Source organism: Oligoflexus sp. (assembly GCF_035638955.1).
Taxonomy (GTDB): Bacteria; Bdellovibrionota_B; Oligoflexia; order Oligoflexales; family Oligoflexaceae; genus Oligoflexus.
The window spans coordinates 16,058-40,623 of the sequence record NZ_DASQYZ010000019.1; the positions used below are offsets into that span (position 1 = coordinate 16,058).

The 24,566-nt window shown below is 52.6% G+C and carries 23 protein-coding genes; 8 read left to right on the forward strand and 15 right to left on the reverse strand.

From position 1 onward, the window contains the following. Positions 1–15 precede the first annotated feature (15 nt). On the forward strand, positions 16–618 hold the full coding sequence (locus VE954_RS02235; RefSeq protein WP_324949216.1) for a hypothetical protein: 603 nt from the start codon (positions 16–18) through the stop codon (positions 616–618). On the opposite strand, the gene VE954_RS02240 is transcribed toward VE954_RS02235, so the two are convergent. Continuing rightward, positions 605–1,456: a DMT family transporter gene (locus VE954_RS02240; protein WP_324949218.1), complete on the reverse strand. Its 852-nt coding sequence runs from the start codon at positions 1,454–1,456 to the stop codon at positions 605–607. The two genes, VE954_RS02235 and VE954_RS02240, sit on opposite strands and share 14 nt — an antisense overlap. Beyond that, positions 1,457–3,478 (reverse strand): HEAT repeat domain-containing protein, encoded by a 2,022-nt coding sequence (locus VE954_RS02245; protein ID WP_324949220.1) that lies wholly within the window; start codon positions 3,476–3,478, stop codon positions 1,457–1,459. A gap of 187 nt (positions 3,479–3,665) precedes the next feature. Here VE954_RS02245 and VE954_RS02250 point away from each other — a divergent pair, with 187 nt between their 5' ends. The 4 genes from VE954_RS02250 (at position 3,666) to VE954_RS02265 (ending at position 8,631) form a co-directional block, all read left to right on the forward strand. Next, on the forward strand, positions 3,666–3,983 hold the full coding sequence (locus VE954_RS02250) for a thioredoxin family protein (protein WP_324949222.1): 318 nt from the start codon (positions 3,666–3,668) through the stop codon (positions 3,981–3,983). Between the two features lie 110 nt (positions 3,984–4,093). After that, a complete protein-coding gene (locus VE954_RS02255) occupies positions 4,094–5,902 on the forward strand; it encodes a DUF885 domain-containing protein (protein WP_324949224.1) in 1,809 nt (602 codons plus the stop codon). Positions 5,903–5,988: 86 nt separating this feature from the next. Continuing rightward, entirely contained in the window at positions 5,989–7,329 is a 1,341-nt protein-coding gene (locus VE954_RS02260; protein WP_324949226.1) for a HAMP domain-containing sensor histidine kinase, read from the forward strand. Further along, positions 7,330–8,631, forward strand: coding sequence for a hypothetical protein (locus VE954_RS02265; RefSeq protein ID WP_324949228.1), 1,302 nt, complete (start codon positions 7,330–7,332; stop codon positions 8,629–8,631). Here VE954_RS02265 and VE954_RS02270 read toward each other — a convergent pair. From VE954_RS02270 to VE954_RS02315, 10 genes are all read right to left on the reverse strand, one after another. Continuing rightward, entirely contained in the window at positions 8,613–10,625 is a 2,013-nt protein-coding gene (locus VE954_RS02270) for a hybrid sensor histidine kinase/response regulator (RefSeq protein ID WP_324949230.1), read from the reverse strand. The two genes, VE954_RS02265 and VE954_RS02270, sit on opposite strands and share 19 nt — an antisense overlap. A gap of 129 nt (positions 10,626–10,754) precedes the next feature. Beyond that, positions 10,755–11,780 (reverse strand): 4-hydroxyphenylpyruvate dioxygenase, encoded by a 1,026-nt coding sequence (gene hppD / locus VE954_RS02275; RefSeq protein WP_324949232.1) that lies wholly within the window; start codon positions 11,778–11,780, stop codon positions 10,755–10,757. Then, complete coding sequence (locus tag VE954_RS02280) at positions 11,774–12,259, reverse strand: thioesterase family protein (protein WP_324949234.1); 486 nt, start codon at positions 12,257–12,259, stop codon at positions 11,774–11,776. Before VE954_RS02280 ends, hppD begins: the two co-directional genes overlap by 7 nt. Then, complete coding sequence (gene mtnP / locus VE954_RS02285) at positions 12,240–13,115, reverse strand: S-methyl-5'-thioadenosine phosphorylase (protein WP_324949236.1); 876 nt, start codon at positions 13,113–13,115, stop codon at positions 12,240–12,242. The genes VE954_RS02280 and mtnP overlap by 20 nt, the downstream gene beginning before the upstream one ends. A gap of 5 nt (positions 13,116–13,120) precedes the next feature. Beyond that, on the reverse strand, positions 13,121–15,616 hold the full coding sequence (locus VE954_RS02290) for a Tex family protein (RefSeq protein WP_324949238.1): 2,496 nt from the start codon (positions 15,614–15,616) through the stop codon (positions 13,121–13,123). 33 nt (positions 15,617–15,649) lie between these two features. Then, positions 15,650–16,063: a nucleoside-diphosphate kinase gene (ndk, locus tag VE954_RS02295; protein ID WP_324949240.1), complete on the reverse strand. Its 414-nt coding sequence runs from the start codon at positions 16,061–16,063 to the stop codon at positions 15,650–15,652. Between the two features lie 311 nt (positions 16,064–16,374). Continuing rightward, a complete protein-coding gene (locus VE954_RS02300) occupies positions 16,375–16,587 on the reverse strand; it encodes a hypothetical protein (protein WP_324949241.1) in 213 nt (70 codons plus the stop codon). 208 nt (positions 16,588–16,795) lie between these two features. Then, positions 16,796–17,311 (reverse strand): hypothetical protein, encoded by a 516-nt coding sequence (locus tag VE954_RS02305; protein WP_324949243.1) that lies wholly within the window; start codon positions 17,309–17,311, stop codon positions 16,796–16,798. A 157-nt stretch (positions 17,312–17,468) separates the two neighbouring features. Further along, the gene (locus tag VE954_RS02310) at positions 17,469–17,870 is read right to left on the reverse strand and encodes a hypothetical protein (protein ID WP_324949245.1); all 402 of its coding nucleotides are present in this window, start codon (positions 17,868–17,870) and stop codon (positions 17,469–17,471) included. Further along, positions 17,851–18,204: a hypothetical protein gene (locus VE954_RS02315; RefSeq protein ID WP_324949247.1), complete on the reverse strand. Its 354-nt coding sequence runs from the start codon at positions 18,202–18,204 to the stop codon at positions 17,851–17,853. Before VE954_RS02315 ends, VE954_RS02310 begins: the two co-directional genes overlap by 20 nt. Before the next feature lie 476 nt (positions 18,205–18,680). Between VE954_RS02315 and VE954_RS02320 the strand changes: the two genes are divergently transcribed. Continuing rightward, positions 18,681–20,990 (forward strand): ATP-binding protein, encoded by a 2,310-nt coding sequence (locus VE954_RS02320; protein ID WP_324949249.1) that lies wholly within the window; start codon positions 18,681–18,683, stop codon positions 20,988–20,990. A gap of 18 nt (positions 20,991–21,008) precedes the next feature. On the opposite strand, the gene VE954_RS02325 is transcribed toward VE954_RS02320, so the two are convergent. The 3 genes from VE954_RS02325 to VE954_RS02335 form a co-directional block, all read right to left on the reverse strand. Then, on the reverse strand, positions 21,009–21,335 hold the full coding sequence (locus VE954_RS02325) for a hypothetical protein (RefSeq protein WP_324949251.1): 327 nt from the start codon (positions 21,333–21,335) through the stop codon (positions 21,009–21,011). Between the two features lie 186 nt (positions 21,336–21,521). Next, positions 21,522–22,220 carry a DUF4386 domain-containing protein gene (locus VE954_RS02330; protein WP_324949253.1) on the reverse strand — a complete coding sequence of 233 codons (699 nt, stop codon included), beginning with the start codon at positions 22,218–22,220 and terminating at the stop codon, positions 21,522–21,524. Positions 22,221–22,243: 23 nt separating this feature from the next. Beyond that, positions 22,244–22,696 (reverse strand): hypothetical protein, encoded by a 453-nt coding sequence (locus VE954_RS02335; protein ID WP_324949255.1) that lies wholly within the window; start codon positions 22,694–22,696, stop codon positions 22,244–22,246. Positions 22,697–22,752: 56 nt separating this feature from the next. On the opposite strand from VE954_RS02335, the gene VE954_RS02340 reads away from it, so the two are divergent. After that, a complete protein-coding gene (locus VE954_RS02340) occupies positions 22,753–23,799 on the forward strand; it encodes an AraC family transcriptional regulator (protein WP_324949257.1) in 1,047 nt (348 codons plus the stop codon). A gap of 97 nt (positions 23,800–23,896) precedes the next feature. Further along, the gene (locus VE954_RS02345) at positions 23,897–24,553 is read left to right on the forward strand and encodes a hypothetical protein (protein ID WP_324949259.1); all 657 of its coding nucleotides are present in this window, start codon (positions 23,897–23,899) and stop codon (positions 24,551–24,553) included. The last annotated feature ends 13 nt before the right edge of the window (positions 24,554–24,566 follow it).

The following is a 24,566-nucleotide window of genomic DNA, read 5'->3' on the forward strand; positions in this document are numbered from 1 at the left end:
TGGTCGAGTCAACCTATGAAACTCGCTTTATTTTTTGCCGCCCTATGGAGCCTCAGTCTGCATGCTGCCGAAGAAGCCAGGCACGACATGCGCGAGCTGTGTCGCTCGGAGGTCAGTGGCACCCTCCTGTCCGCCTACAATGATGTCGATTATCTGCGTGGTCTGATCGCGCAAAGCGAACAGAAGGTCAAGGATTCCAAAGCTCGTCAGCAGATTCTGGATCAGCATTATCATCAGATGCGGAAAAATACCACAGAACCGGTTCCGGTTTTTGAGCTGGATGAAAAGGTTTTGGGCCTGCGCTTTGAAATCGAAACACTGCGCGACCAGGTGTGGGAAGCGGAAAAGCACATCATCGATAATCGGAAGGATTTGGATCAGCGCGAGGCCTTTCGCAAAACATTTGAAGCCCTGGTCCTGCCGGTCTTTCAAATTGTGAGGCCCAAGGATTCGCCGCCCGGTGCCTATTCATTTCGCCTGGAATATAAGCATGTTTGCGGGCCTTATGAGCTCCTCTGCCCTTTGCCCCGCGATCACGGCCTGAAGCTCAAAACCATTGCGGAAAAGCTGGCGCGGCCGCAGTGGTGTGAACGCTATGCTCAGCTTATGCCTCCTTGACCTTGGGAGATAAAAGGGTGCACCCGGCCGAGGCCAGCATGATACAGCCCATGGCCACACCCTGCTGCAGGTTGAGTGTTTCTTTTAGAAACAAAAATCCCATCATCGCCGCCAAGGCAGGCTCAATGCTCATCAGAATGCCGAATGTTTTGGTTGGCAGATGCTTCAACGCTGTCATTTCCAGGGAGTAAGGCAAGGCGCTGCACAAGGCGGCGACCAGCAGCCCTGTCCACCACACGCGCGCCTGAAAAAATTGCTCATCAACATAAAAAGCCCCGACCGGAATGGTCACCAGAGCCGCCACAAGCATACCCAAGGCTGTGGCTGGGCCCGCTGGAATACGGCGGCCCATGCGTTGCCCAAAAATAATATAAAGCGCCCAGCAAAAGCCCGCTCCCAAAGCCAGGAGCAAGCCTACGGGATCCAGGGCATCACGCCCGGTCACCGGTGAAATCAAAACGATGCCAAGTCCCGCCAGCAGGACCCATAAAAGATCCTGTTTGCGACGTGATGTCAGCAAAGCCAGGCCCAAGGGCCCGGTAAATTCCACAGCCACGGCAATGCCAAGCGGTATTCTTTCCAGCGACAGATAGAAGAGAAGATTCATCGTACCGAGCGCCGCCCCATACGGCAGGATATGGGGCCAGGCGGAACGATCCCAGGTGGCCCGCCAGGGCCGCCAGAGCACAAGAAGGAATATGGCGGCCAGACTGATTCGCAGCATGGTGATCCCGGCCGGATGCACCACATCAAAAATCTGTTTGGCAAACGAGGCTCCAAACTGAATCGAAATCATGGCCACGAGCAAAAGAAGGATCGACATGGTCGCACGTGACATTCAGGAACCTCGAAAGGGCTGGACTGTGGCCTTGATAATTTTATCGCCCAACTCCAAACGGTCGACCACATCACGGCCTTCGATGACCTGAGCAAATACGGTATAGGCTCCATCCAGACGGGTGTTGTTGCCAAGATTGAAAAACATTTGCGTGCTGCCCGTATCCTTGCCTGCCGTCGCAATGCCCAATGTGTAGGGCAGATGGGGTGTTATCGAAACTTCATCACGGATCAATCCCTCACCACCTTCGCCATCACCGCGCGGATCCCCACCCTGCACGACCCAATGCGGCACAACGCGATGGAAATTGAGACCGTTGTAAAAGCCCTTTTGTGCCCATTGGACAACTTTGGTGACGGTCAGCGGCGCGTCCTGGGACATCACGATACGTATCCGGCCTTTGGCTGTCTCGAGAATGATTTCGCTTTCAAGAGCCTTATTCATGTTGGCTAAAGATGGTGTGGCTTCCTCCACCTTGTTATTGATGGGCAGCGGCTTTTCAGGATTTTTACCGGTGATTTTAAAATAGGCTTCGGCCGCTTTGATCCCGACATTGCGTACGGGATGCTGCAAGGTTTTTTCTACCAACGGCAGGGTCGCGGGATCAGCAAAACTCGCGAGCGCCCCCATAAGATTTTCCTGCACGGCATATTCATCGAATTGCCATCTTTCGTCGGCTGCCTGGATGAGACGGGGCAAGGCATCCTTCCAACCAAACTTGCCTGCTGCATCGATCACAAGACTGGTGAGCACCGAATCATGCCGGGCAAGCTGCTCCAGCATAACCGCTTTCAAAGTGTCATTCATCAGCTCGGGACCGAGATCATGCAAAGCCGTCACGGCCGGGCCTGCGATCAGGATGGAGGGATGGGCGGCTTTTTCTTTCAGAAGATTGAAACCCTCGGCACCCAGCTGGGGCAGCAGAGTGATCACATCCCGCTGCACATAGACGTCGAGATGCTTGAGCCCTTCCTGAATAACAGCCAAGCGCTGTTCCTGAGGGAGCTGAGGAACCAAAGCCAAATAAGCCTTGCCTTGAAGCCAGGGTGAAGGCTGAGTTTTGGTCATGTCCTGCAATGTTTTTTGCGCGGCACCATCCAGATTCGTGAAGCTGGCCAGTGTGGTCAAGGCTGCGGCACGCACGTGAGGAAGATCACGACCTGCGGTTTGCAGAAGCGCCTTAATCATGTCATCAGTAGGCGTTTGTCCGACCAGGCCACTGGCGGCTTCAATGCGGATATTATGCGATTCCCCTTGCTGCAGAAGGGGTATCAGAAACTGCCGGGTCGTCTCGGTTTTATAACGAGCCAATGCTTTAAGAGCAATCGCTTTGGCTTCCGGTTCACGTGTCTCGGTCAGTGCTGTGATCAGCGTCTTTTCCGGCAACGACGCCAGATCCCCTTTATAACGCGCCAAAGCCCAGGCTGCGGATACACCCAGCGGCGTGGAACTCTTCAGTTGATTCATCAGAATCTGCAGAGCCTCGGCACTGACCTTCCACGAAGGCGCGTCCGCTGCCAGAAATAAAAAGCAGAAACCCATCGCCAGGCCGGACTGCGCCCCAGGATTTTTTTCCTGACTCAGAGCTTTTTCGAGGATAGGGATAATGTCAGGCAGCTGCAGTCGTCCCAAAGCCGAATAAATTTGCGCGCGCACACGGCCTTCCGTTTCCTTGATGAGCGCGTCCTGGAGAGGCTTTAAACTTTCCGGATTTTTGATCAGCCCCAGCGCAAACGCAGCCTGCAATCGTATATCCGTATGCTGGTTTTGCAAAAAGGGAGCGACGGCGGCAGCCGAGGCCGGATCCCCTATGCGACCCAGAGCCAGTAAGGCCCGGGATGTGAGCTGAGGGTTTTTCCCAGATAGGGCGTCCTGCAGATAAGGATGATCACTGTCGCGGTGATCCTCGATTTCAATAAGCTTATAAAGTTCACGATCCAAGGCGGGTTTTCCTTTTGACGTTGCATAGCTTTTCTCAGGCGCCAGGAATGCCAGGGCCACGAGCATAATCCAGGATTTCATAGAAACTCCTCGACAGAAAATGGAGAGCGAACTGCTCGGCAGACTAACGGAAGGCGTTCTCTTTGCAAAGCCTTCAATCCTGGTTCGACCGTGCTTGTCCGTCTGACATGGTTTGTCCGGTCCGGCTTGTAAGGCGCCCAGGGCTTTGTTAAGGTGGCAATTAAACGTGGTCAACGAGGAGACAACCATGGAAGCCTGGACACCCGATGAACTCAAAACGCACCTGGACAAGGGCAATAAAATTTTTCTGAAACTTTGGAAGCGCAGCTGCGGCATATGCAAGCTGTCGACTCCGGCGACCGACAAAATGGAAAAGGAAAATGAGTACCAAATGACCTTTGCCAAGATCTGTGTCGATGATCATCCGGAGATGATGGAAATCGCTGGAACGGAGGCCTTGCCCGTCTTCTTCGTCTTTGATCAGAAGAAGAAAAAGGGCATGTATACGGGATTTAAAGGTCTCGATAAACTGCAGGAATTTGTCGCCGATTCGATTAAAAGCTGATCACTGCACAGGTATACGGCAGACCGCGGAGCCAGGTGGCTCCGATTCCTCTTTCCCAAATCAAGTTTTTTTGCGAGGCTTTGGCTCCCATCCTTACATAGGGAGTTCCCATGCACCGTAAACTTCGAACGGGATTGATCGCGCTGGGTTTTGTGCTGACCGCAGCCTGTCAAACCCCATCCCAGCCGCAGACGGAAACTGAACGTCTCAATGATTTTTTCGAACAGGCTTTCCAGGAAAATTTGGCCCTCTCCCCACAACGGATGACGGCTCTTGGCATCAAAAAGGATTATGACCGGTTCGACGATATTTCCGACGAACAAAGCCAAAGGCGCATGCAGCTGGCCGAGAAAAATCTGGCGACGCTGAAGACCTTTGATTTTGACAAACTCGATAAAAGCGCCCAGCTGAGCTATCAGATTTTTGAGCGGCAGATTTCGGATCAGAAAGCGGCGTTTCCCTATCGCTTCAATACGTTTCCTGTGAACCAGATGTTTGGCGCCCAGGCCGAGCTGCCGTCGTTCCTCATCAATATGCATCGGATTGACAATGAAGCCGATGCGCGCGCCTATATCAGCCGCGTGCGGGATAGCAAACGCCTTTTTACTCAACTCCGCACCAATATTCAGGAGCGTGAGACGCGCGGCGTCATTCCACCCAAATTTGTCTTCGCCAAGGTCCTATCGGATTCACGGAATGTGATCAGCGGTGCCCCCTTTGAGCCGACCCAGGCCCCTTCTGCATTGCTGACTGACTTCACCGCCAAACTCGGTAAAATCAAGCTGGAAGCGAAGGTCCAGGAAAGCCTGATGAAGGACCTGAATCAGGCGTTGGTCAACGACCTGCAGCCGGCCTATCGGGATCTCATCGCAGCCGTCGAAAAACTGGAAGCCCAATCTTCCACCAAAGTCGGCGCCTGGACCCTGCCGGACGGCGAAGCCTTCTACCGGAATCAATTGCGGCAGATTACAACGACCAACCTGACAGCCGACGAGATTCATCAGCTGGGTCTCTCGGAAGTAAAACGCATTCATGGCGAAATGAATGGGATCCGGCAGAAGGTTGGTTTTAAAGGCAATCTGAAGCAGTTTTTCACCCATCTGCTCAAGGATGACCGCTTCTATTATGAACAAAGCGCGACCGGCAAGGCCAACTATCTGCACGACACGCAGGAGACGATGAACCGCATGGAAGCGGAGTTGCCGCAGCTCTTCGGTATTTTGCCGAAGGATAAACTGCAGGTGAAGGCGGTCGAGCCATTCCGTGAAAAAAGTGCCGAGATCGGTTTTTATAATAGCCCGGCCATGGATGGCAGCCGCCCGGGAATATTTTATGTCAACCTCTGGGATATGCGTCAGGTGCCCAAATATGAAATGGAAGCCCTCGCCTATCATGAAGGTGTGCCCGGGCATCACCTCCAGCTGTCGATTTCTCAGCAGCTGAAGGACCTGCCCAAGTTCCGGCGTTTCGGAGGCTTCACGGCTTTTATCGAGGGCTGGGGACTTTATAGCGAGTACCTGCCCAAAGCCTACGGGTTTTACAAAGATCCCTATTCGGATTTTGGGCGGCTTTCCATGGAACTCTGGAGAGCCTGCCGTCTCGTGATCGATACCGGCATCCATGCGAAAAAATGGACCCGTGAGGAAGGCATTCGCTATCTGACTGAAAACACTCCAGCCGATCAGGGCGAAATCACGAAAGCCGTGGAACGATATATTGTGATGCCTGGTCAGGCGACGGCTTATAAGATCGGCATGCTCAAGATCATGGAACTGCGCAAAACCGCGGAGGAGAAACTGGGCCAGAAGTTTGATATTAAGGCCTTCCATGATCAAATCCTCAAAAATGGTCCTTTGCCCCTTGACCTTCTAGAGAAGGAACATCTTGCCTGGCTTGAATCCCAAACCCGACAGGGCTGAGGCCAGGTAATTTCTGCCTCCTGACTTTATGAATATTCCACCGATCCTCCTTGCAGCCGGACTTTGTTCGGCAGCAAGGAATGAGCATGAGATTTTTGACCCCCATAGTGGCTTTGATGGATCGCTTCCTTTCGCCGAACCTGCGAAAGATGGAAGCGCGTGATCTGTCGCGCGTGCGCTTTCTGGTCTTTGTCATCCTCTTTGCCATCTCTTGCAATATTCTTCTGGGTGTTCTGCATTTGGCCTGGAATCAGCGCGATATTCATTGGACTTATCAGGTTCTGGTGAATGTCGTCATTGCCGTGGGACTGCTGTGGCATCTGCGCCGTGCTGATGACTACCGTCTGCCTGCGGCGCTCTGTATGATCTGGGTGCACGGCATTTTACTTTTTGCCCTTTGGACCGTTCCTGGTCTTTTCTCGGTGACCTATCTCTGGTCGCCATGCTTTATCGTCATCAGCAGTTTGATTTGCGGCAGGAAGGGTTCCTTCCTCTCTGCATTGTCGTTGACGGTTATCTCGGTCCTGACCTCTCTCTATCACTATCATCAGGGCACACCCTGGGTGACGATCTCGCTGGACGAGTATAAGGGACAAATTCTTTCACACCTGACGGGTTCCATGCTGATGATGGCCATCGTTACCGGTGTCTATGAATTCATGCGCGATGTCAGCGAGAAGCAGTTAACCCGTCAGCGCTTGCTGACGGCTCGTCACCTTCATACGGGGGCTGTCGGAGAACTGGTGGGTCATGTGGCCCATGAAGTCAATAATCCATTGGCCATACTTCAGGGCAGCGTGACCCGTCTGCGTCGGCAGGTGGAACGGAATGAATGGACTCATGAAGCGCGTAAACTCCTGTCCAATATGCAGCGGAGCCATGAGCGTATTATCCGCGTTCAGAAATCCCTGTCGGTGTTTGCCTTGGGCAACCAAAACGAACCTTTTGTCAGCTCGGATATGCGCACGATCCTTAGGGATGTGCAACTGGCCATGAAACCTCAGGCTCAGGCGCAGCAGGTGTCCCTGACGTTTCAGGACCACTCCAGCGGTGACCCCTTGCGGTGTCAACCTCATCAGCTGGTTTATGTCCTTTGCTGCCTTATTCAGAACGCTCTGGATGCATGCCGCGATCATTCCAGTCCCAGCATCATGGTGAGTGTGCGCGATGACCATAAAATTCTGACCATGACTGTGACGGACAATGGCAAGGGCATCGATCATGCGCTTCAGGAGCGCATATTCCAGCCCTTCTTTACGACCAAGTCTGGCGGTATCGCCCAGGGCCTCAGTCTCAGTGTAAGTCGCGGCATCCTGGTCGAGCACGGTGGGGAAATTCAATTCAGCAGTCGCCCTGGGGCCACGTCCTTCACCTGTCAGATCCCGAAAGACATGATGGCAGCCGATAAGCTGCGGAAAGGAGCCTGAATGAGCTTCGGTCTCGATCGGCTCGTGAAACTCCTGGATGTTACCATTCATCCCGTGATCAAAAAGCGGGGCGGTATGACCTTGCTCCGCAGTCGGATGCTCAGTCTCAGCTGTATCATGGCCATCATAGCCTGCCTGTGTTTCATCGGCATTATCATCGCAACGGGGCAAACGGAGCTGCGAGCCATCTTTATTTACGTTATCACAGGGCAGAGCGTGCTCTTTTTGATTTTGAATCGTTATGCGCAGCAGAACGCGCTTCTGTCTTCCCTATGCTTGATTCTGCTCGGCGTGCTGCTGGGCATGGCCATAGGCTATCAAGGACGCAGTATTTTCGCCTCCGGCTTTCTGTGGTTTCCGGTTCTCATCATGCCGGCGTTCCTGCTTTGTGGCTGGCGCCTTGGCCTTGGCATCAGCGCCGTCATCATGCTTGTGGCACTCGCTACGCTGGCCTACTGTCTGGGATTTGGGAGCAGCTTACCCTTCCAAGGCGATCGAACCATTGGTATTCGCGCGGTCCTGCTCAGCGTGGTCCTGGCCAATGGGTTGACTTTGGGTTTGGTGGCCATTTACTTTCATTTGCTGCATGACAGTGAAACATCGAGTCAGGCGCAACGAAGCTGGCTGCAACGCACCGCGAGGATGCAGGAACTCCTGCAGATGTCAGGGCACTTCGCCCTCCAGACCAACGGTCCTCTGGATGTGTTAGGAACAGCGCTGCATAATCTCGAAGAACCGCTCCGCGAGTCGGTCCAGCCGCAAACGTTGCTGGCTTTGCTCAAACCTGTGGAATCCAGTGTGCAGGATCTGGCGGCCGTGTCTCGCAGCTTCAGTCTGTTTTCACGACGCTATCTAGAAGAAGGTCTGGAGCAGACCAGTATCAACGCTGTTCTGCAGCATGTGGATACGATCTATAATGTCGGTGCTGGGATGCGGCAGGCACGACTGCATTGGGAAAAGGTGGTGCCTGATATTCTGATCTATACCCAAACCGCAAAGCTTGTGATGCTGCTGATCAGTGTTCTGCGGCATGTGGGGGCGGAAGGTGGAACCGGGCTAAGTATCAGGACAGCCCTGGAAGCCGATGGGCTGGATATTCATCTACGTTATCAGCTGGCCTTATCGGACCAAAGATCTGTCAAGGTTCAGGACGAAGTCGTCTATGACCCGGAGTTGACCCAGGATTTGATTGAAGGACTTTGCACCGAGCTGGGCGTGGTGCGAAGTCAGCTGCAGGTCGGCTTGCAGCATGAATTTCACTTTCATATGCTGCAGACGCAAAGTCAAGCGCGTTTGGCCTGATCGCCGTCCTCGACCACACGTCGATTTTCTATGGTGCGCAGGACGGCTTCAATAGCCATGGGTTTTTCAAAAAACTGATCGGAGCCGAGAGCCAGCGAACGTTCTTCACTGCTATCCATGCCCTCACCACTGACCGTAATAATCAAACAATCAGGATCCTGATCACGAATACTTTGAATAACGGAATAGCCATCGATATCCGGCATTTTCAGGTCGACGACAATGACGCTCGGGCGTTTTTCGAGATAGATCCTAAGACCGCTACGGGCTTTGGTGACGGCAAAGGTCTGCATGCCCGCCGATTCAAAAATTTCCTGCACGAAGCCTGTGTATTCCTCATCATCGTCAATGAGCAGCACGGGACCCACAGGCAAGGCCGCCTTGCGCTTTTCATTCCTGGGTTCCTGTGTGTTGCTTTTGTGCGGAAAGGTCAGACTGAAGGTCGTGCCCATTCCAGGCGAGCTATCCACTAACAGGGTTCCGCCCATCATTTCACAAAGGCGTTTGGTGACGGGAAGGCCAAGGCTCAGGCCGTAGATGCCTTCCCTGGAATCATTTTGAATACTTTCAAACGGCGCAAAAATTTGTGCCAATTGCGTTGAATCCATGCCATGGCCGGAGTCGCGGATGTCGATTGTAAAGAAGCGTTTGCCATCCTGGATGATCGAATAAAAGTGCAGGCTGATGCTACCCTTGCTCGTATAGCGGACTGCGTTGCGTAAAACATTCATGCAGACCTGGAGCAATCGACTTTCATCGGCATAAACAGTACCGAAGTCCTTCTGACAAAAACATTCGATCGTGATCAAATGCGGCGTTGCGATTTTATCCGCCATACGCTTCAGGATCTGCATGAACCGTTCGGCATCGAACAGGGTTTCATGCGGTTTGAAGCCATTACCATCCAGGGAACAGACGTCCAGCAGATCGTCCACCAGGGTCATGAGGTACCAACCCGCGCGATTGACCTTATGCAGGTCATCGCTGAGCAAAGTCTGCTGGCTATGTTCCAATTCATCCACGAGCAATTCGCTATAGCCAATGATCGTATTAAGGGGCGTTTTGAATTCATGACTGAGTTTGGACATCAGCTGAGCCTTGGCCTGAGCCACACCCTGAGCAAACGCTTCGGCGGAGTTCAAACCTTGGATGGCCTGGAAATGATTGGCATCGGGAAGTGAGCTCACCGGCCGGGTCATCTGTTTCAGAATGGAGCCAGCAAGAAACGGCAAAGGCACCAGAAAACCCAGAACATCGTTAATATTCTGGGTTAAAAGCAGATGGACCTGAAGCGACTCCGGTCGGGAAAAAAGAAAAAGCAACTGATTGACCAGCTGTAAGGCCGACATCCAGCCCAGGGTCAACATCAACGGCCGTTGTTTCTCCCAGCCTATCTTGGTCAAAAAAGCGATATTGAAAATAGCGGTCAAACACGTAATCCCGACGATCGTGGGCAGATAATCCATGAAGACCCCAAGCCGCAGATCCAAAAACTGCAGACCGCAGAGCCCGCTCGCCAGGGTCAAGGGCATGATCCAGAAGCGACGACCTTCGCCGAGGCGATAGGGTCGATGAGACTTCAATGCCAGGAGGGTAACAAGGCAAAGGGCAAAACTTCGCGAGAAGGCATTGATTTGTTCGCTATGCAAAAAGCCAGCTGCGTCCGCGCTGGAATCCTTGAGCGAAAGAAAACTGAAAGCATCGAAGTAAGCCGCCAGCAAAAGACAGGGCATAAAACCATAAAGGGACGAACGTTCTGAAGCCGCCCCCGGAATCCTGGAAGCCAGAGTCAAAAGAGTGAGCAGAGGCAGCATCAGGATGGGACTTAACGCCAGGGCCAGCGGCAGCATGGAAGCGGATGATCCGAAGGTCAGGTGACTGGAAGCCAAACCCAAATAGCCAACCGTCGGCAGCAGCGACGCGGCCATCAGACTGACCAGCAGGATCAGACTGCGGCGCGTGAGAGGAGATTCCACATTTTCAACTTCCGACATCTTTCGTTCCTAAACCGATGAGTTACCAACCGTAGGGTGTATCGGCAGTCGGAGGCTGATTTTGAGGCTGAATTCAAAAAGTCCGGGCTCAGCCGGACTTTCTTACCATCTAATAAGAATGCAAGGGGCTCACAGGACGCCGCGACGCTTCTGGTCGCGCTCAATGGCGCGAAACAGGGCTCCGAAGTTGCCTTCCCCAAAGCCAAGGTTATTATGTCTTTGAATGAATTCGAAGAAAATCGGCCCGATGACGTTTTCGGTAAAAATTTGCACCAGGTATCCGCTTTCATCGCCATCGACGAGCAGGTTGTGATCCTGAATCTTTTGCTTGTCTTCCTTCAGATTCGGCACGCGCTTGAAGGCCATATCGTAATAGTCATTATCGATGTCGAGAGTTTTCAGGCCCTCGTCCTTCATCTTGTCCATCAGATTGATGATGTTGGACGTGAGGAGCGCGATATGCTGAATGCCTTCACCCTTGTATTCATTCAAATACTCGTTGATCTGCGATTTGGCTTCCGTCCCCTCGTTGATGGGAATACAGAACGATCCGCAGGGTGAGCGCAGAGCATAGGACTTCAGTCCGGTGGACTCGCCGCGGATGTCGAAGTAGCGAATCTCTTCAAAGCCGAATACGTCCTTATAGAACTGGGCCAGCGGCATCAGCTGATCTTTATAAACATTGTTCGTGAGGTGATCGACCAGGGCAAAGCCTTTGGACGGCACGATCTCAGGTTTTTCCAGATCAACAAAACCGAGACGTTCCCAGCGATCCTTGGCGGCGTGAAAGTCGACAAAGTAAATCAGGCTGTTGCCCACACCTTGAATCGCGGGCAGGTCATAGTCCGAAGTTTCCGCCCGCTTGGCGCCGCGGGATACAGCGGCTTCCAGAGCCTGGCGCGCGTCCTTCACCCGCCAGCCGGTGCTGGAGGCGCAGGGGCCATGCACTTCATTGAACTTGAATGAAAACGAACCGGGCTCGCTGTTCACCAGAAAGTGAATATCGTTTTGCTTATAGTAATCAATTTTTTTGGACTTATGACGCTTGAGGCGTGAAAAACCCAGCTTTGTAAACAGCTCGTGCAGTTTTTCCGGCTGCTTGCTGCTGAACTCGATAAAATCGAAACCAGTAATACCTGTTGGGTTGTTTACCATGGGGGTGACTCCTCGTCAGTGGTTGGTTTTGATCCTGCTGCGTTACTGTTGCCTGCTTGAAAACGTTGGATAATCACATCCGGCATGCGGATGGGGCGGTTTTGCGCGTTCAGGGCCACGATTGTGATTTGACCCGAGACCAGAAGCCGCTTTTGTCCCTGGGTATCCACGAGGTAGGCGTTCTGTTCAAATGGAATCGCGGGAGAACGGGAGTACTGTCCTTCCGAAACAATCAGCACCTGGTCGCCATGCTGCGCCGGAGCTTTAAAGTCCAGGACAGCCTTGCTGACCACAAAATGAATGCCCTGGTCGAAGAGTTCTTTGAGAAAACGAATCCCGATCACGTGCTCACGGGAACGTTCAAAATATTTGAGATAGTTGGCGTGGTAGACGAAGCCGGAAAGGTCTGTGTCTTCGTAATAGACCGGAAATTCCATCTGGCCTCGGATTATGCCTGAATCAGCCAAGATATGTCCCATAAAGCAGCGCCAGATCCTTTTTCTTTTGCAGCGGAATCATTTCCGGTGCTGTCATGATCGCGTGTTTGGCCGCTTCGAAGATACGGCTTTGATGCTGGTCGGGAAGGCTGTTGAGAAGTTCCTTGATTACGCGATTCGCCTTGTCGGTATTGGCCTTCAGAACGGCAAGGACCGCCTCAACGGTCACATCCGCTTCATGCTGGTGCCAGCAATCATAATCAGTGGCCATGGCCAGCATCCCGTAAGCCATCTCCGCTTCCCGAGCGAGCTTGGCTTCCGGCAACGCAGTCATGCCGATGACTGAGGGTTGAATGGTTTCACGATAGTGTTGCGATTCAGCCCGGGTGGAAAACTGAGGGCCCTCGATACAAACGTAGGTCCCACCGCTGTAAACCTGATCCGAAACTTTACGGGCTGCGGTTTCAATCCAGCCTCGAAAATCAGCACAGAAGGGATCGGCGAATTCCACATGGCCGACAATCCCGCCGCCAAAGAAGGTGGAAGGCCGAATGCCTTTGGTTCGATCAAAAATCTGGTCGGGGATAACGAGATCACCGGGATGAATATCATCTTTCATAATGCCGACGGCACTGACGGCCAGGACATGGGTCACGCCCAGGGACTTAAGCGCGTAGATATTCGCCCGGTAATTCACTTCCGAAGGGAGCCAGCGATGGCCCCGTCCATGACGGGGCAGGAAATAAATCGTCTTGCTGTAGATTTTGGCTTCGACGATCACATCAGACGGATCGCCAAAGGGCGTTGGGATAGTGTGCTCTCGAACCCTTTCGACGCCGGCCATCTGATAGACACCCGAGCCGCCGATGACACCCAACTGCACTTTGACTTGCGCCATGCTGCTTATTTCCTCTGGTTAAACTTGGCCAAAAGGTCGTCCATTGTATAGTTATTCTGCGGCGAGGATTTGCCCTTCGCACTGATCCCACCCACGGAGCTGCGTGCTGGCTCCGAGCGCGGTTTCAACGGACTGCGCTTGGCATCACCATTCGCCTGAGGACGCTGCTCCTGCTGCTGCTGTCCGCCGGGCACAGCTTCAGGACGCGCGGCGGCGCCTTGACCCTTGGGCACGGCATTCAAACGGCGGCTGAGACCGATCCGGCGACGCTGCAGGTCGACTTCTATCACGCGAACATCGACCACGTCACCGACGGAAACCACTTTCGAGGGATCGTCGACAAACTGATCGGCGAGTTCACTGATGTGAATCAAACCATCCTGATGCACACCGATATCCACAAAGGCACCAAAGTTGGTGACGTTGGTGACTGTGCCTGGCAGAGTCATGCCGACTTTCAGATCTTCAATTTCCGAAACATCGTCGGAATACATCAGGCGAGCCCCGTCTTCACGTGGGTCACGGCCTGGTTTCAAAAGTTCCTTGGCAATATCCTGGAGCGTGGGCATCCCGTAGCGTTCCGTGACATATTTTTCCAATGGAATGGTTTCCACCAGCGTCCGGTTGCCAACGATTTCCACAATGCCCTTGCCTTGATCGGCGGCGATTTTCTCGACGATCTCATAGGCTTCAGGGTGAACAGCGGAATTATCCAGCGGGTTGGCCGATTCCGGAACCCGCAAGAAACCAGCGGCCTGTTGGAAGACCTTAGGCCCGAGACCGAGGACATTCATGAGGTCCTTGCGCGACGCAAAGCGTCCATCCTTATCGCGTTTGGCCACGATATTCTTCGCTACAGTTCCGCCGATGCCCGACACATAGCTCAGCAGTTTATAGCTGGCTGTGTTCAGATTCACGCCCACGCGGTTTACGCAGCTTTCAACCACTTCTTCCAGACTCGTTTTCAGTTTGGTGACGTTGACGTCATGCTGATACTGACCCACACCGATGGAGCGGGGATCGATCTTCACCAGCTCGGCCAGGGGATCCTGCAGGCGGCGAGCAATACTCACGGCGCTGCGGATGGTCGGATCCAGATCCGGGAATTCCTCGCGGGCGATATCCATGGTCGAATAAACGGACGCGCCGGCTTCATTCACGACGAGGCGTTTGACGTCCTTCAGATCCTGTTCTTTCAAAACCGCAGCGATCAAACGCATGATTTCGCGGCTACCGGTTCCGTTGCCGACTGCAATGTAACGCACATTGTATTCGCGGATCAGGCGCAGAATTTCTTCCTTGGCGCGGGTGGTCTTATTGGTTTCCTTATCACCCAGGTCGGTGAGGAGCGTGGTGTGGGTCAGGAGTTTTCCCGTATCATCGACCACGGCGAATTTCGAACCGGTTCGCAGACCAGGGTCGACACCAAGGACGCTCTTGCCGGGAATGGGTGGCAGGAGCAGCAGGTTTTCCAGGTTGTCCGAGAAGACGCGGATGGCTTCTGTCTCTGCGGTTTGCTTGAGCTGCAGACGGAGTTCGGTTTCGATGGAAGGACTCACCAGACGACGGTACGAGTCTTCCACGATCCCTTCGATCCAGGCTTTGACTTCAGGCGTCATGCGACGGTCGGCGATCACCTTAGATTTCAGTTCATGAGTGATCCGGCCGACATCCACATCTATCGCAACTTTCAGAACCTTCTCGGCTTCACCGCGGCGTACAGCCATCACGCGATGCGAGGCGGCCTTGCTGATCGGTTCCTGATAGTCAAAATAGTTTTGATATTTGGATGGATCGGTTTTCTTGCTTTTCTTATCCTTGCCTGTGACCGCGGATTTCTCAGGTACAGCGTCTTCAGCGTCACCGCCTTCGATTTTTTTGGATACCAGCACGCCGGATTCCTGCGAGATATGTCGCACCAAAGCCCGGAGTTCGGCTGTTTCCGCTATCGTTTCCGCGTAAATGTCAGCGGCACCCGCCAACGCGGCTTTTTCGTCGGCGACTTTCAACGCGGGATCAATGGTGGCATCCGCTGCGGTGACGAAAGGTCGCGCGGCTTCCAAAAGATTGGTGAGCGCCGCGGATTCCGCCAGGATTTTATCCAGAAGAGGCTCAAGACCCTTTTCGCGAGCCACCTGAGCGCGAGTACGGCGCTTGGGTTTGAACGGCAGATAAAGGTCTTCGAGCTCCTGCTTGGTTTCGCACTTTTCAAACTTGGCCTTGAGCTCCGGATATTTGTCCATCAGCTCGGGGCTTTTTTTGCAGTGTTCTTCGACTACCTTCAGGTATTTTTGCTTGTTACCTTCCAGTTCGGTCAGGTAGTTGAAGCGTTCCCGAATATCCCTCAAGGCAACTTCATCCAGACTACCGGTCATTTCCTTGCGGTAACGGGCGACGAAGGGGATTGTACACTCCTCATCGAACATGAGTTTGACTGAGTTATGAACTTGAAATTCCTTAAGCCCGAGTTCCGATGAAATTTTGCCAATAAGATTGACCATAGGGATCCGCTCCAGAAGATTCACGAAATGGTTTCAGCAGATTTCGCTGGATGCAAAGAAGAAAGCGACTTCGTTCTTCGCAGCTTCCGGCGAGTCCGAGCCGTGCACAGTGTTTTCGCCGATGGATTTGGCGAAGTCTTTACGGATCGTGCCAGCCGCGGCTTGGGCCGGGTTGGTAGCGCCCATGATATCACGGTTGCGTACGATCACGTTCTCACCTTGCAGGGCCATGACGACGACAGGACTGCGAGTCATGAACTCACACAGCTCTCCGAAGAAAGGGCGGGCTTTGTGCACGCCATAGAAAGATTCAGCCTGAGCGCGACTCAGCTGGATTTTCTTGATGGCAGCAATGCGAATGCCCTGATCTTCGAATTTGCTGATGATTTTACCAACAAGGTTGCGTTCAACGCCATCAGGTTTAATGATCGAAAGTGTAAGTTCCACAATAGGCTCCTCAAAGAGACGAAAGAGTTTTCAATGTATCCTAAGATAGGAAAAAAGCGCAGATAATCATACTTGAAGGTTGAGAATTGGCAAGGGAGACGAGAGTTTTTCGGCGGATTTTTAGGCTGAGTTGACAGGGTTCCGGTTAAAAGTGACCGGCTTGCAAAAATTTGTGGGCTAAATGGCACCCGGATGAGGACCCGGGTCCGCAGGCATGAGCAGGCTGTCGGTGCCAAGGCACAGAATGATCATCAGCGATTTTTTCGACGCGAGCGGTTCAAGATAAGATCCATCCGCCACGCGTTCGTCGCTTAGTAACACATCAGCTGGCCTTCGATTTTCACGACGCGTGAGCCGCCGGTTTTATAGCACTTCAGAACGGCCCTTTTGTAGGCGCGGTCTTCCGTGGGGTTGATCGCTTCCGAACCACCCTCATTTCCCACGGCCGATCCACCGCCACCGGACTGGCAGCCGCTCAGTGCAAGGCAAAACAAAATCATGTGACCAAAAGCCAAGGTGCGCATGGGGCCTCCTTAGGAATATACCTCTTACATTGTATCAAGCCTGAAGAAGGCCGCAGCGGGCAGAAACTGCCGGGATATGGACTATGAGATGGCGTGCATGGGGGGCGCAGCGGCCCAGAAATTGCCGGGATATAACTTATGAGATGGCGTGCATGGGGGTGCGCAGCGGCCCAGAAACTGCCGGGATATGGGGGAGGCGTAGCGGGCGTTAGATGGCGTGCATGGGGGCCGTGGCCGTGTACTGGAAAGATGTGGAAGGACTGCTTTGCATCACGAGACGATCGCTGTCCACTTTGATCAAAGCTTCAAAATAAGGGATCACCGCCGCTGTCGCTTCATCGTGGAGGTTGCGCACGATCAGCAGCAGCTGACCGGCTTCCTCTGCAGCCAAGGTATAGCGCCCTGCCTGAATCGTTTCTCTCTGACTGGGCTGCTGACATTGGGCATCCGCATGGAAATGGCGCACAAAAGTCGTGGTGGCGTTGGCCTCAAAACGTAGGGTTTCCCGATAAAATCCATCCTTGCCAGCAAGACAGGTCGAAGTGAAGTCCCGATCAAGGAGTGGAGCCGCCAGTTCAGGAGCTGGGGTCGACAATGAGGTGGTCTGCCTGATTTCGTGCTTCGGCACGACGGGGGAAGCCGGGGCGGCTTGAAAAAAGGCCAAGGCTCCCAAGCCAAGCAGACCAATAGACAGAATCAACGATATTTTAATGAGTATTTTCATAATATTAGGCTCCGGGTCAGACCAAGCAAGGATAACGTGAGCCTGATGAGGACGAGATGAAGGGCAAAATATTGCATCCTATTTCATCACTTGCCTTGATTTCCTGTTCTTTATTACGGTCGGCACCTATGCGATGGGTCGGATCACGCATCTTTTGCTATTCGAAGCCATACTCCCACCACCACGGCATCGCGCTGGGGCCCAGTACGAATCGCACGAGAGACGGATAGATAAGCTCAGCTCGCACGCTATTGGCCATAAGCACAAGGCAGCGCCGCCTCCGCTCCTGGCAGATAACCATGTTGCCCGTCCATTCGTTATGCCCTGCTTTAAACCAGGTGCGGCCATCGACATCATTAAAGGTTATGAGTCCACTAGCCGCCGCCAGTTGAATCCGTGGCCCTCGGGGACCAGCCCTGGTGATGAGCGTTGGAAATTGCCTCGCCGTGTCGATCGATAACTGCGGACGAACCATTTCCGCACGCAACTTGGGTGACAGACCAACGCCGCGGACAATCGCAGCCCATAGCAAAGCCTGATCAGCAATTGTAGTGTCCATGGATCCGGCGACTCGAACCCGGCTGCAGGACCTGAAACCCCTCGCCTGAATACGCATAACGTGTGCCTGGACTAAAATGGAACTTCAACTTTTCGTCAGGTTCAAGCCAGCGGAAATTGGCAAACCCGGTGCCATGATTCAGTATGATACGCGGCGTCAACGCCCGCCAGCGCTCGTCACCGTTCAGGTCGGCATAATCCTCATATATGACTGCAAATGATGATGATTCGAGAAGTCCTTCATAAAGATCGCCGTTGGGATCAGCCTCCAAAAGCATGGCTTTGTTCAAAGACTTTTTTTTAAGCATCACGACAGATTTCGCTGATTTACCCATGTCATCCATCCTTTGAAACGGGCGCGGTTCGGACAGTCTGCGGTAGCCAGTTAAAACTTCTTGAAGTGCGAAGTCAAACCTTTGTGGTTTTTGGAACGGTAGCTGTCGAAGCCAAGCGTGGAAAAACCGAGGTAGCACAAAAAATCACCGATTGAAACTATCTCCCATTGTTTGAAAATTATCGCATGAGCATCGCTGCCGGTCTGACTCAAATAACTCCAGGATTTATTCTCTGAGTACATGCCACCGAACGACTAAACTCGTCCGTGTGTGATGAGGTGGGCGATGCCTAGGACTGCCGCATAGGCGGGAATGCTACATTGATTACACCACGTCGACGTTTCGGCCGGCGTTCTTCCTCCAGGAAGTCTTGGTATCTGATGCTGAATAGTTTGACATCCTCATGGCATTGGATCCACCCTAGTGATCGCTAAGCATGTCCAGGATTGCATAAGATATTCACATGGAGCCGTGTCATGAATGAAGAGGATCTGCAAAAAATCATAGCCGTCTGTGCTGCAGAGCCAATTCATATCCCAGGAAAAATTCAGCCTCACGGCTATATGATAGTCTTTACCGAGGTCGACCATACGATCGTGCAGACGAGCGCGAATTGCGTGTCAATCCTTGGAATAAGCTCCGAAGCGGCTGCGGGCAAGTCCCTTGACGTATTCCTTACGCCCGACAGCACGCAGAGCCTTTCAGCTGCCCTCGGCAGAGAAGACCTTCGCTCAGCCAACCCACTAAGAATCAAATTGGCCAACGTTTCAAACTCCTATGATGGAATACTGTCACGTAGCGACTCTGTTGTGGTGCTCGAGCTTGAGCTCTTTCAAGAGGAGCGAACCAAGGATATGAACTTCTTTTACTACCATATTCATTCACTTATTCAATCAATCCAGACCAGGGAAACTCTGACTGGAACATTTAACTTCGTGGCATCCGAAGTCAAGAAGCTGACAGGATTCGATCGCGTCCTTATTTACGAATTCGATGCTGAATTTCATGGTAAAGTCGTTGGCGAAGCCAAGCAGCCGTTCCAGGACTCTTATATGGACCATCGCTACCCTGCTTCCGATATTCCCCCACAGGCCAGACAGCTTTATCTTCGAAACTGGCTTCGTATCATACCTGATATCGAATATGAGCCATCGCCGCTCATACCGGAAGTCAATCCAATAGTAGGCGGTCCCCTTGATATGAGCGGCACGGTGTTACGAAGTGTATCCCCTGTGCATATACAATACTTAAGGAACTTCGGTGTACGGTCATCCATGTCGATATCAATTATCAAGGATGGTCAGCTTTGGGGTCTCATTACATGCTCGCACCTCCAGACTCGTTTCGTTCCTTACGACGTCCGCTCGATTTGCGAATTTGTTGGTCAAATAATGTCGCTCCATATCTCCAGGATTTCCTCACAGGTGATTTACGAGAAAAAACTTCGAATTCACACGTTGCTCACGGAAACTCGACAGCATCTTATCGCTAACGGAGTCGCGACAGGCTACGTACAGTCCGCCTCCAAGGTGCTCCATATCGCGGATGCCAGCGGCTCTGCCTTGGTCATCAATAATGTAGTCCACAGTATCGGCGCAACTCCCGCTCATGAAGAAATAAAACGTCTGACAATATGGTTAAGACAAAATCAGAACCATATTCAGAATTTTTTTGTTACTGACAGACTTTCGGAAGTGTTTCCTGATGGGGGGAATTTATTGGAGACTGCGTGCGGAGTTCTCGCTGTTCCTTTAGACACCGTTCATGGTAATTATATCCTCTGGTTCAGGCCTGAAATTATTCAAACCGTAAAGTGGGCTGGCGATCCTCGCAAGAATTCTCATATTGATGAAGGAGAAAGGCTCATACCCCGCCGCTCCTTTGCCGTTTGGAAAGAGCAGGTCAGTATGCGGTCTGAACCCTGGCAAAGCTGGGAGATGGAAGGCGCAAAAGACCTGGGACGGAGCATCACTGACATTGTCCTCCATACAGAAATGTCCAAGCTCAACATCGCACTGGAAGCCAAAGCACTGGAACTCGAGGCACTTAGCAAAGCCAAAGACGAATTCCTTGCACTCGTTTCTCATGAATTAAGGTCGCCGCTGTCAGTAATTCTTGGTTATGCCGAGTTGCTCCGTCATGACAAGCCCGGCTCACCACTTTTCCGTAAAGGGATTGAAGCCATTCATCGAAATGCACGGACACAAGCGCAGTTGATTGGCGATTTGCTTGATGTATCGCGGATCGTGACAGGAAAGTTGAGCCTCGATTTACAAGTGGTCAGATTAAGTGAAGTCATCGCAGATGCTGTGGATGCCATAATGTTTTCTATAGAGAAGAAAGGGATCAACCTGGAAACCCGGGTTGATGAAACATTAACGACGATGAGAGGTGATGCGAAGAGATTGAAGCAGGTGCTTTGGAATCTCTTATCGAACGCGGTCAAATTCACGCCAAAAGGCGGAAAAATCACCCTCGAGGCACAACGCCGTCTTTCGATGGTGGAGTTTCGAGTGAGTGACACGGGACAGGGTATAATGCCCTCCTTTCTGCCCTATGTTTTTGATCGCTTTAAACAGGAGAGCCTGTCAGCGGTTAGTGAACACGGCGGATTGGGCCTAGGCCTGGCGATAGTTAAGCATATTGCGGAGCTGCACAACGGCAGCGTCTACGCCGAAAGCGCTGGAAAAGGCACTGGAGCTTCTTTTGTCGTGACGATGCCTATAGCCTCATCGCCGATTGGTGAAGCTACCTTTGTTCCTCATGATCCACAACCCTATCACTGACCCGACCTACGTGCTTTATCAAGCACTGCGATCGAAAGGACGCTCGGGAAGGACTTTAGTGGAAAATAAGGCCAGAGGGAGTTCAAGGCGCAAGCGAAATGGGACTGCCTGGTCCTGCAAGGTGTGATGTGATTTCATCTCCACATGGATGCTGCCCCCGGCGTCTTGAATGTAACTGCGAACGGCAGCCATGCCCATGCCGCGGCCGCTGATGGAGGTCAAAGCCTTTGCCGTGGACATACCATCCCCAAAGATCAATTCTGCACAGGCTTGAGTATCAAGCATGCTACCTTCAGGCACGAGCCCACGTTCACCAGCCAGAGCTATGAGACGGGAAAGATTCAAACCGCGCCCATCGTCCTCAAGCCACCAGGATGAGTAGGAGAAATGTAAGCCAATGAAATTTCATGCGATCCCTGCGGTTAACGTCCGGATAGGTTTCGGAGTTCCTAGGGAAAAATTCAGATCAATTCTCTTTCTTTCGTAAAAATCAGATGCCAATCCAGGCAGTGTTCGGATTTTTAGGTGAACCTAGGGTGTATCACGATGGGAACCTCGTATCAGACCGACACCAACCAGAATGAGCCAGACGGACCAAAGAAGAAAACCGACCAGCGCACCCTCAGCAAAAATCCCTGCGGAAAACGTGAACACTTCCGCCAGGTGCTCGATCAAACCGAGACAGAGAACCAGTGCTGCACTCAGGCCTAAAATATCGATGCCTCGGCTGATTCCAGCATGATCGCGCACCATCAAAACCGTCCAGATGGACAGCGTGAGTTGACCGATGTGTTCACCCAGACCAACCCCCAAGAATTGATGCTGCACCGCAAAAATCGCTTCAATAGCAGAACGAGCTGAATCAGACGGGGCTTCCACGTAGAGCCGGGACAAAAGGGGGACGATAAAGGTCCACCTCAGGAGCGCGATCATTTGAATGGCAGCAGAAAAAAAACCGACGATGCGGATGGAGGATTCCAGCTTTTTACGCCGGCTGAGGGAACGATAGCGGAGCAGCGCGGCCGCAAAGATCAGAATCGACAGCGCGTAAGCGTACCACAGACCGATCAGGCTTGGGCCTCCTTGATGAAAGCTCTGCATTATGGATCCTGCCGGCTCACGCAGAATATCAGGATAATCGTAACGGATGGCCAGCAGCGTAAATGGGATCTGCAGAAGGATGGGGAACGCGATAAACAGTATTCCTGTGGCTTTTTGCTTTTTCATCATCGACTCCTGGGCTGGCATGACGGTTAGAATGGGAAGCGGATACTGATGCCGGGCGTGGGATTGACCTTGGTTCCGAACTCTTTGGAAGGCAGCACAGCCACACCCAAACGGAAGGCGAGCCGGCCGTCCAACAACAGGATTTGCACACCGGCTTCATAGAGGCCGCCATGTTTATTTTTCCAGTCGCGCGTGATGCCATAAACGTGGGAAGCTGAGACGTAAACATGCTGGGAGGGCCAAAGAGTCACGCCGGTCCGAACGAATTCGGTGGAAACGTGTTCCCCTTTGTCATTTTTTGACAGGATGGTTGTATACAAGCCCGTATGAATCGAAAAATCGGCCCATTTCAACTCGGGTCCGATGGATGGATTACGGAAGAGATTCAGGTAGAGGTCCGCGGCATTTGCGTCGCTGGATGTGGAGGCAAAACCCATGAAGAGGCTGGACAGGATCAGGAGTTTCACTATCGGTTTCATGACTGGCTCCGTTGGTGTTGTGTCCTCATCCTAACGGCCAGCGGGAGATAAAGAATATGACCGGGGATGCAAAAAAAGTGACCGCAGCCGCAAATCCTCCTGCGCCCCTGGTTTCGAATACACTTATCCGGGCGACTTTGGCTTACGCAGCTTTTCTCGGCCAGGATGTGGCTTGGTTAAGAGAACGCGCCGAACTCAAGGATACGGATGGCAGTGATCCGGACGGTCACATCAGTGAAACCTATTATGATCGCCTTCTTTTTCACTCGAGTGTTCTCGCGCAGGATCCGTTCTTTGGGCTGCGCCTCGGGCAACAGCATAGCCTCAGGCATATGGGTGTCTTGGGATTCTTAGTCATGAACTCAGCCACATTTCGCGACGCTCTTCGGGCCTATGAACGGTTTCAAACGGCCCTGGGTGAATCCATGATCATGAAGGTGGATGAGCTGGATACCTGCTGTCGGATCACCATTCACTGCCATGGGGGCGAACTTTCGGGGCGCCATCGCGTGGAGGCATTCGTCAGTTCCCTGCAGGCGGCAACGTGGGAACTGACAGGAAAAAAACTCCAGTACACCCGGGTGACTTTGGTCAAGGATATGCCGCAGAATGTGAACACCTACATCGAAGTTCTGGGCATAGTGCCAACCCTATCCTCACACAATAGGGTCGAGTTCGATGCGTCCTATCTTGATCTCAAAATTGTGCATGCTCTGCCCGAGATGAATTATTTTTTCGAGAAAAAAATCGATGATCTATTAAAGGCCAAACAGGAAGGCGAACTGCCCCGCCGCATCAAACGCGAAATTATGCGGCGCCTGGGAAGCCATCTTCCTATCACGCTCCAGGAATTTGCCAAGATCCTGGCCTTGTCCACCCGGAGTCTGCAGCTGAAGTTGCAGGAAGCGGGAACCAGCTTCAGCACATTGCATGAAGACGTTCAAAAGGAATTTGCGATGGGTTTTTTAAGAGAAGGACGGCCGATCGCTGAAATATCCTACGCTCTGGGTTTTTCGGAACCTTCCGCCTTTCAGCGGGCTTTTAAACGTTGGACGGGTGAATCACCTGCGCAATTCCGCAACGGTCCGGGTTTTACCGGCTGAGTCCGCAACAGTTCCGGCATGGCCTTTGCTAGATAAGCTTCCAGGACCTTGCATGTGCAAGGCGCCCGCCCTTGTCACACAATCAAAGGATCCAGTCATGAATAGAGAAGCCACAATCAGGGACGTTGTCGGGGTCAGAAGTCGTATTTCCTGGGGAGCAATCTTTGCAGGTTTTTTCGTTGCTCTTGTGACCATTGTTCTGCTGACCAGTTTTGGTTCGGCCATTGGTTTTTCAGTCGCACGGTCTCATGACGTTGGCACCGAGCAAATTACGGCCGGTGCTACTATTTACGCAGTGATCATGACCCTGATCTCCCTGTTCCTCGGAGGCTGGGCTACGAGTCAATGCGTGGCCCGTGAAACTAAAGTGGAAGCCGCATTCTCGGGCCTCGTCCTGTGGGGCGTGACCTTCATCGCTTTAATTTTCCTGGCTCTCAACGGCATCAGCCTGGGGCTTGGAAGTGTCATGGGAATTAATACGCTGATCAGCAATCATATGATGACCATGCAAATCCGAGGCATGGCGGAACAGCTTGTACTCACCCCTGAGCAGATGGCTATATTCCAGGAGAAAATGCGCAACACGATCAATGAGGCCAACGTCGCGGCGGCAACCTGGTGGTCGTTTGGGGGGCTCATCCTTTCCGTTCTGGCTACGGTTATGGGAGCTGTGATTGGCAGCGGCCCGAATCTGAATGTACGCCGGGTCATCCCACGTATTCATGCCAAGGGTACCCAGCCTGTTCGTATGTAACAATCCAACCGCC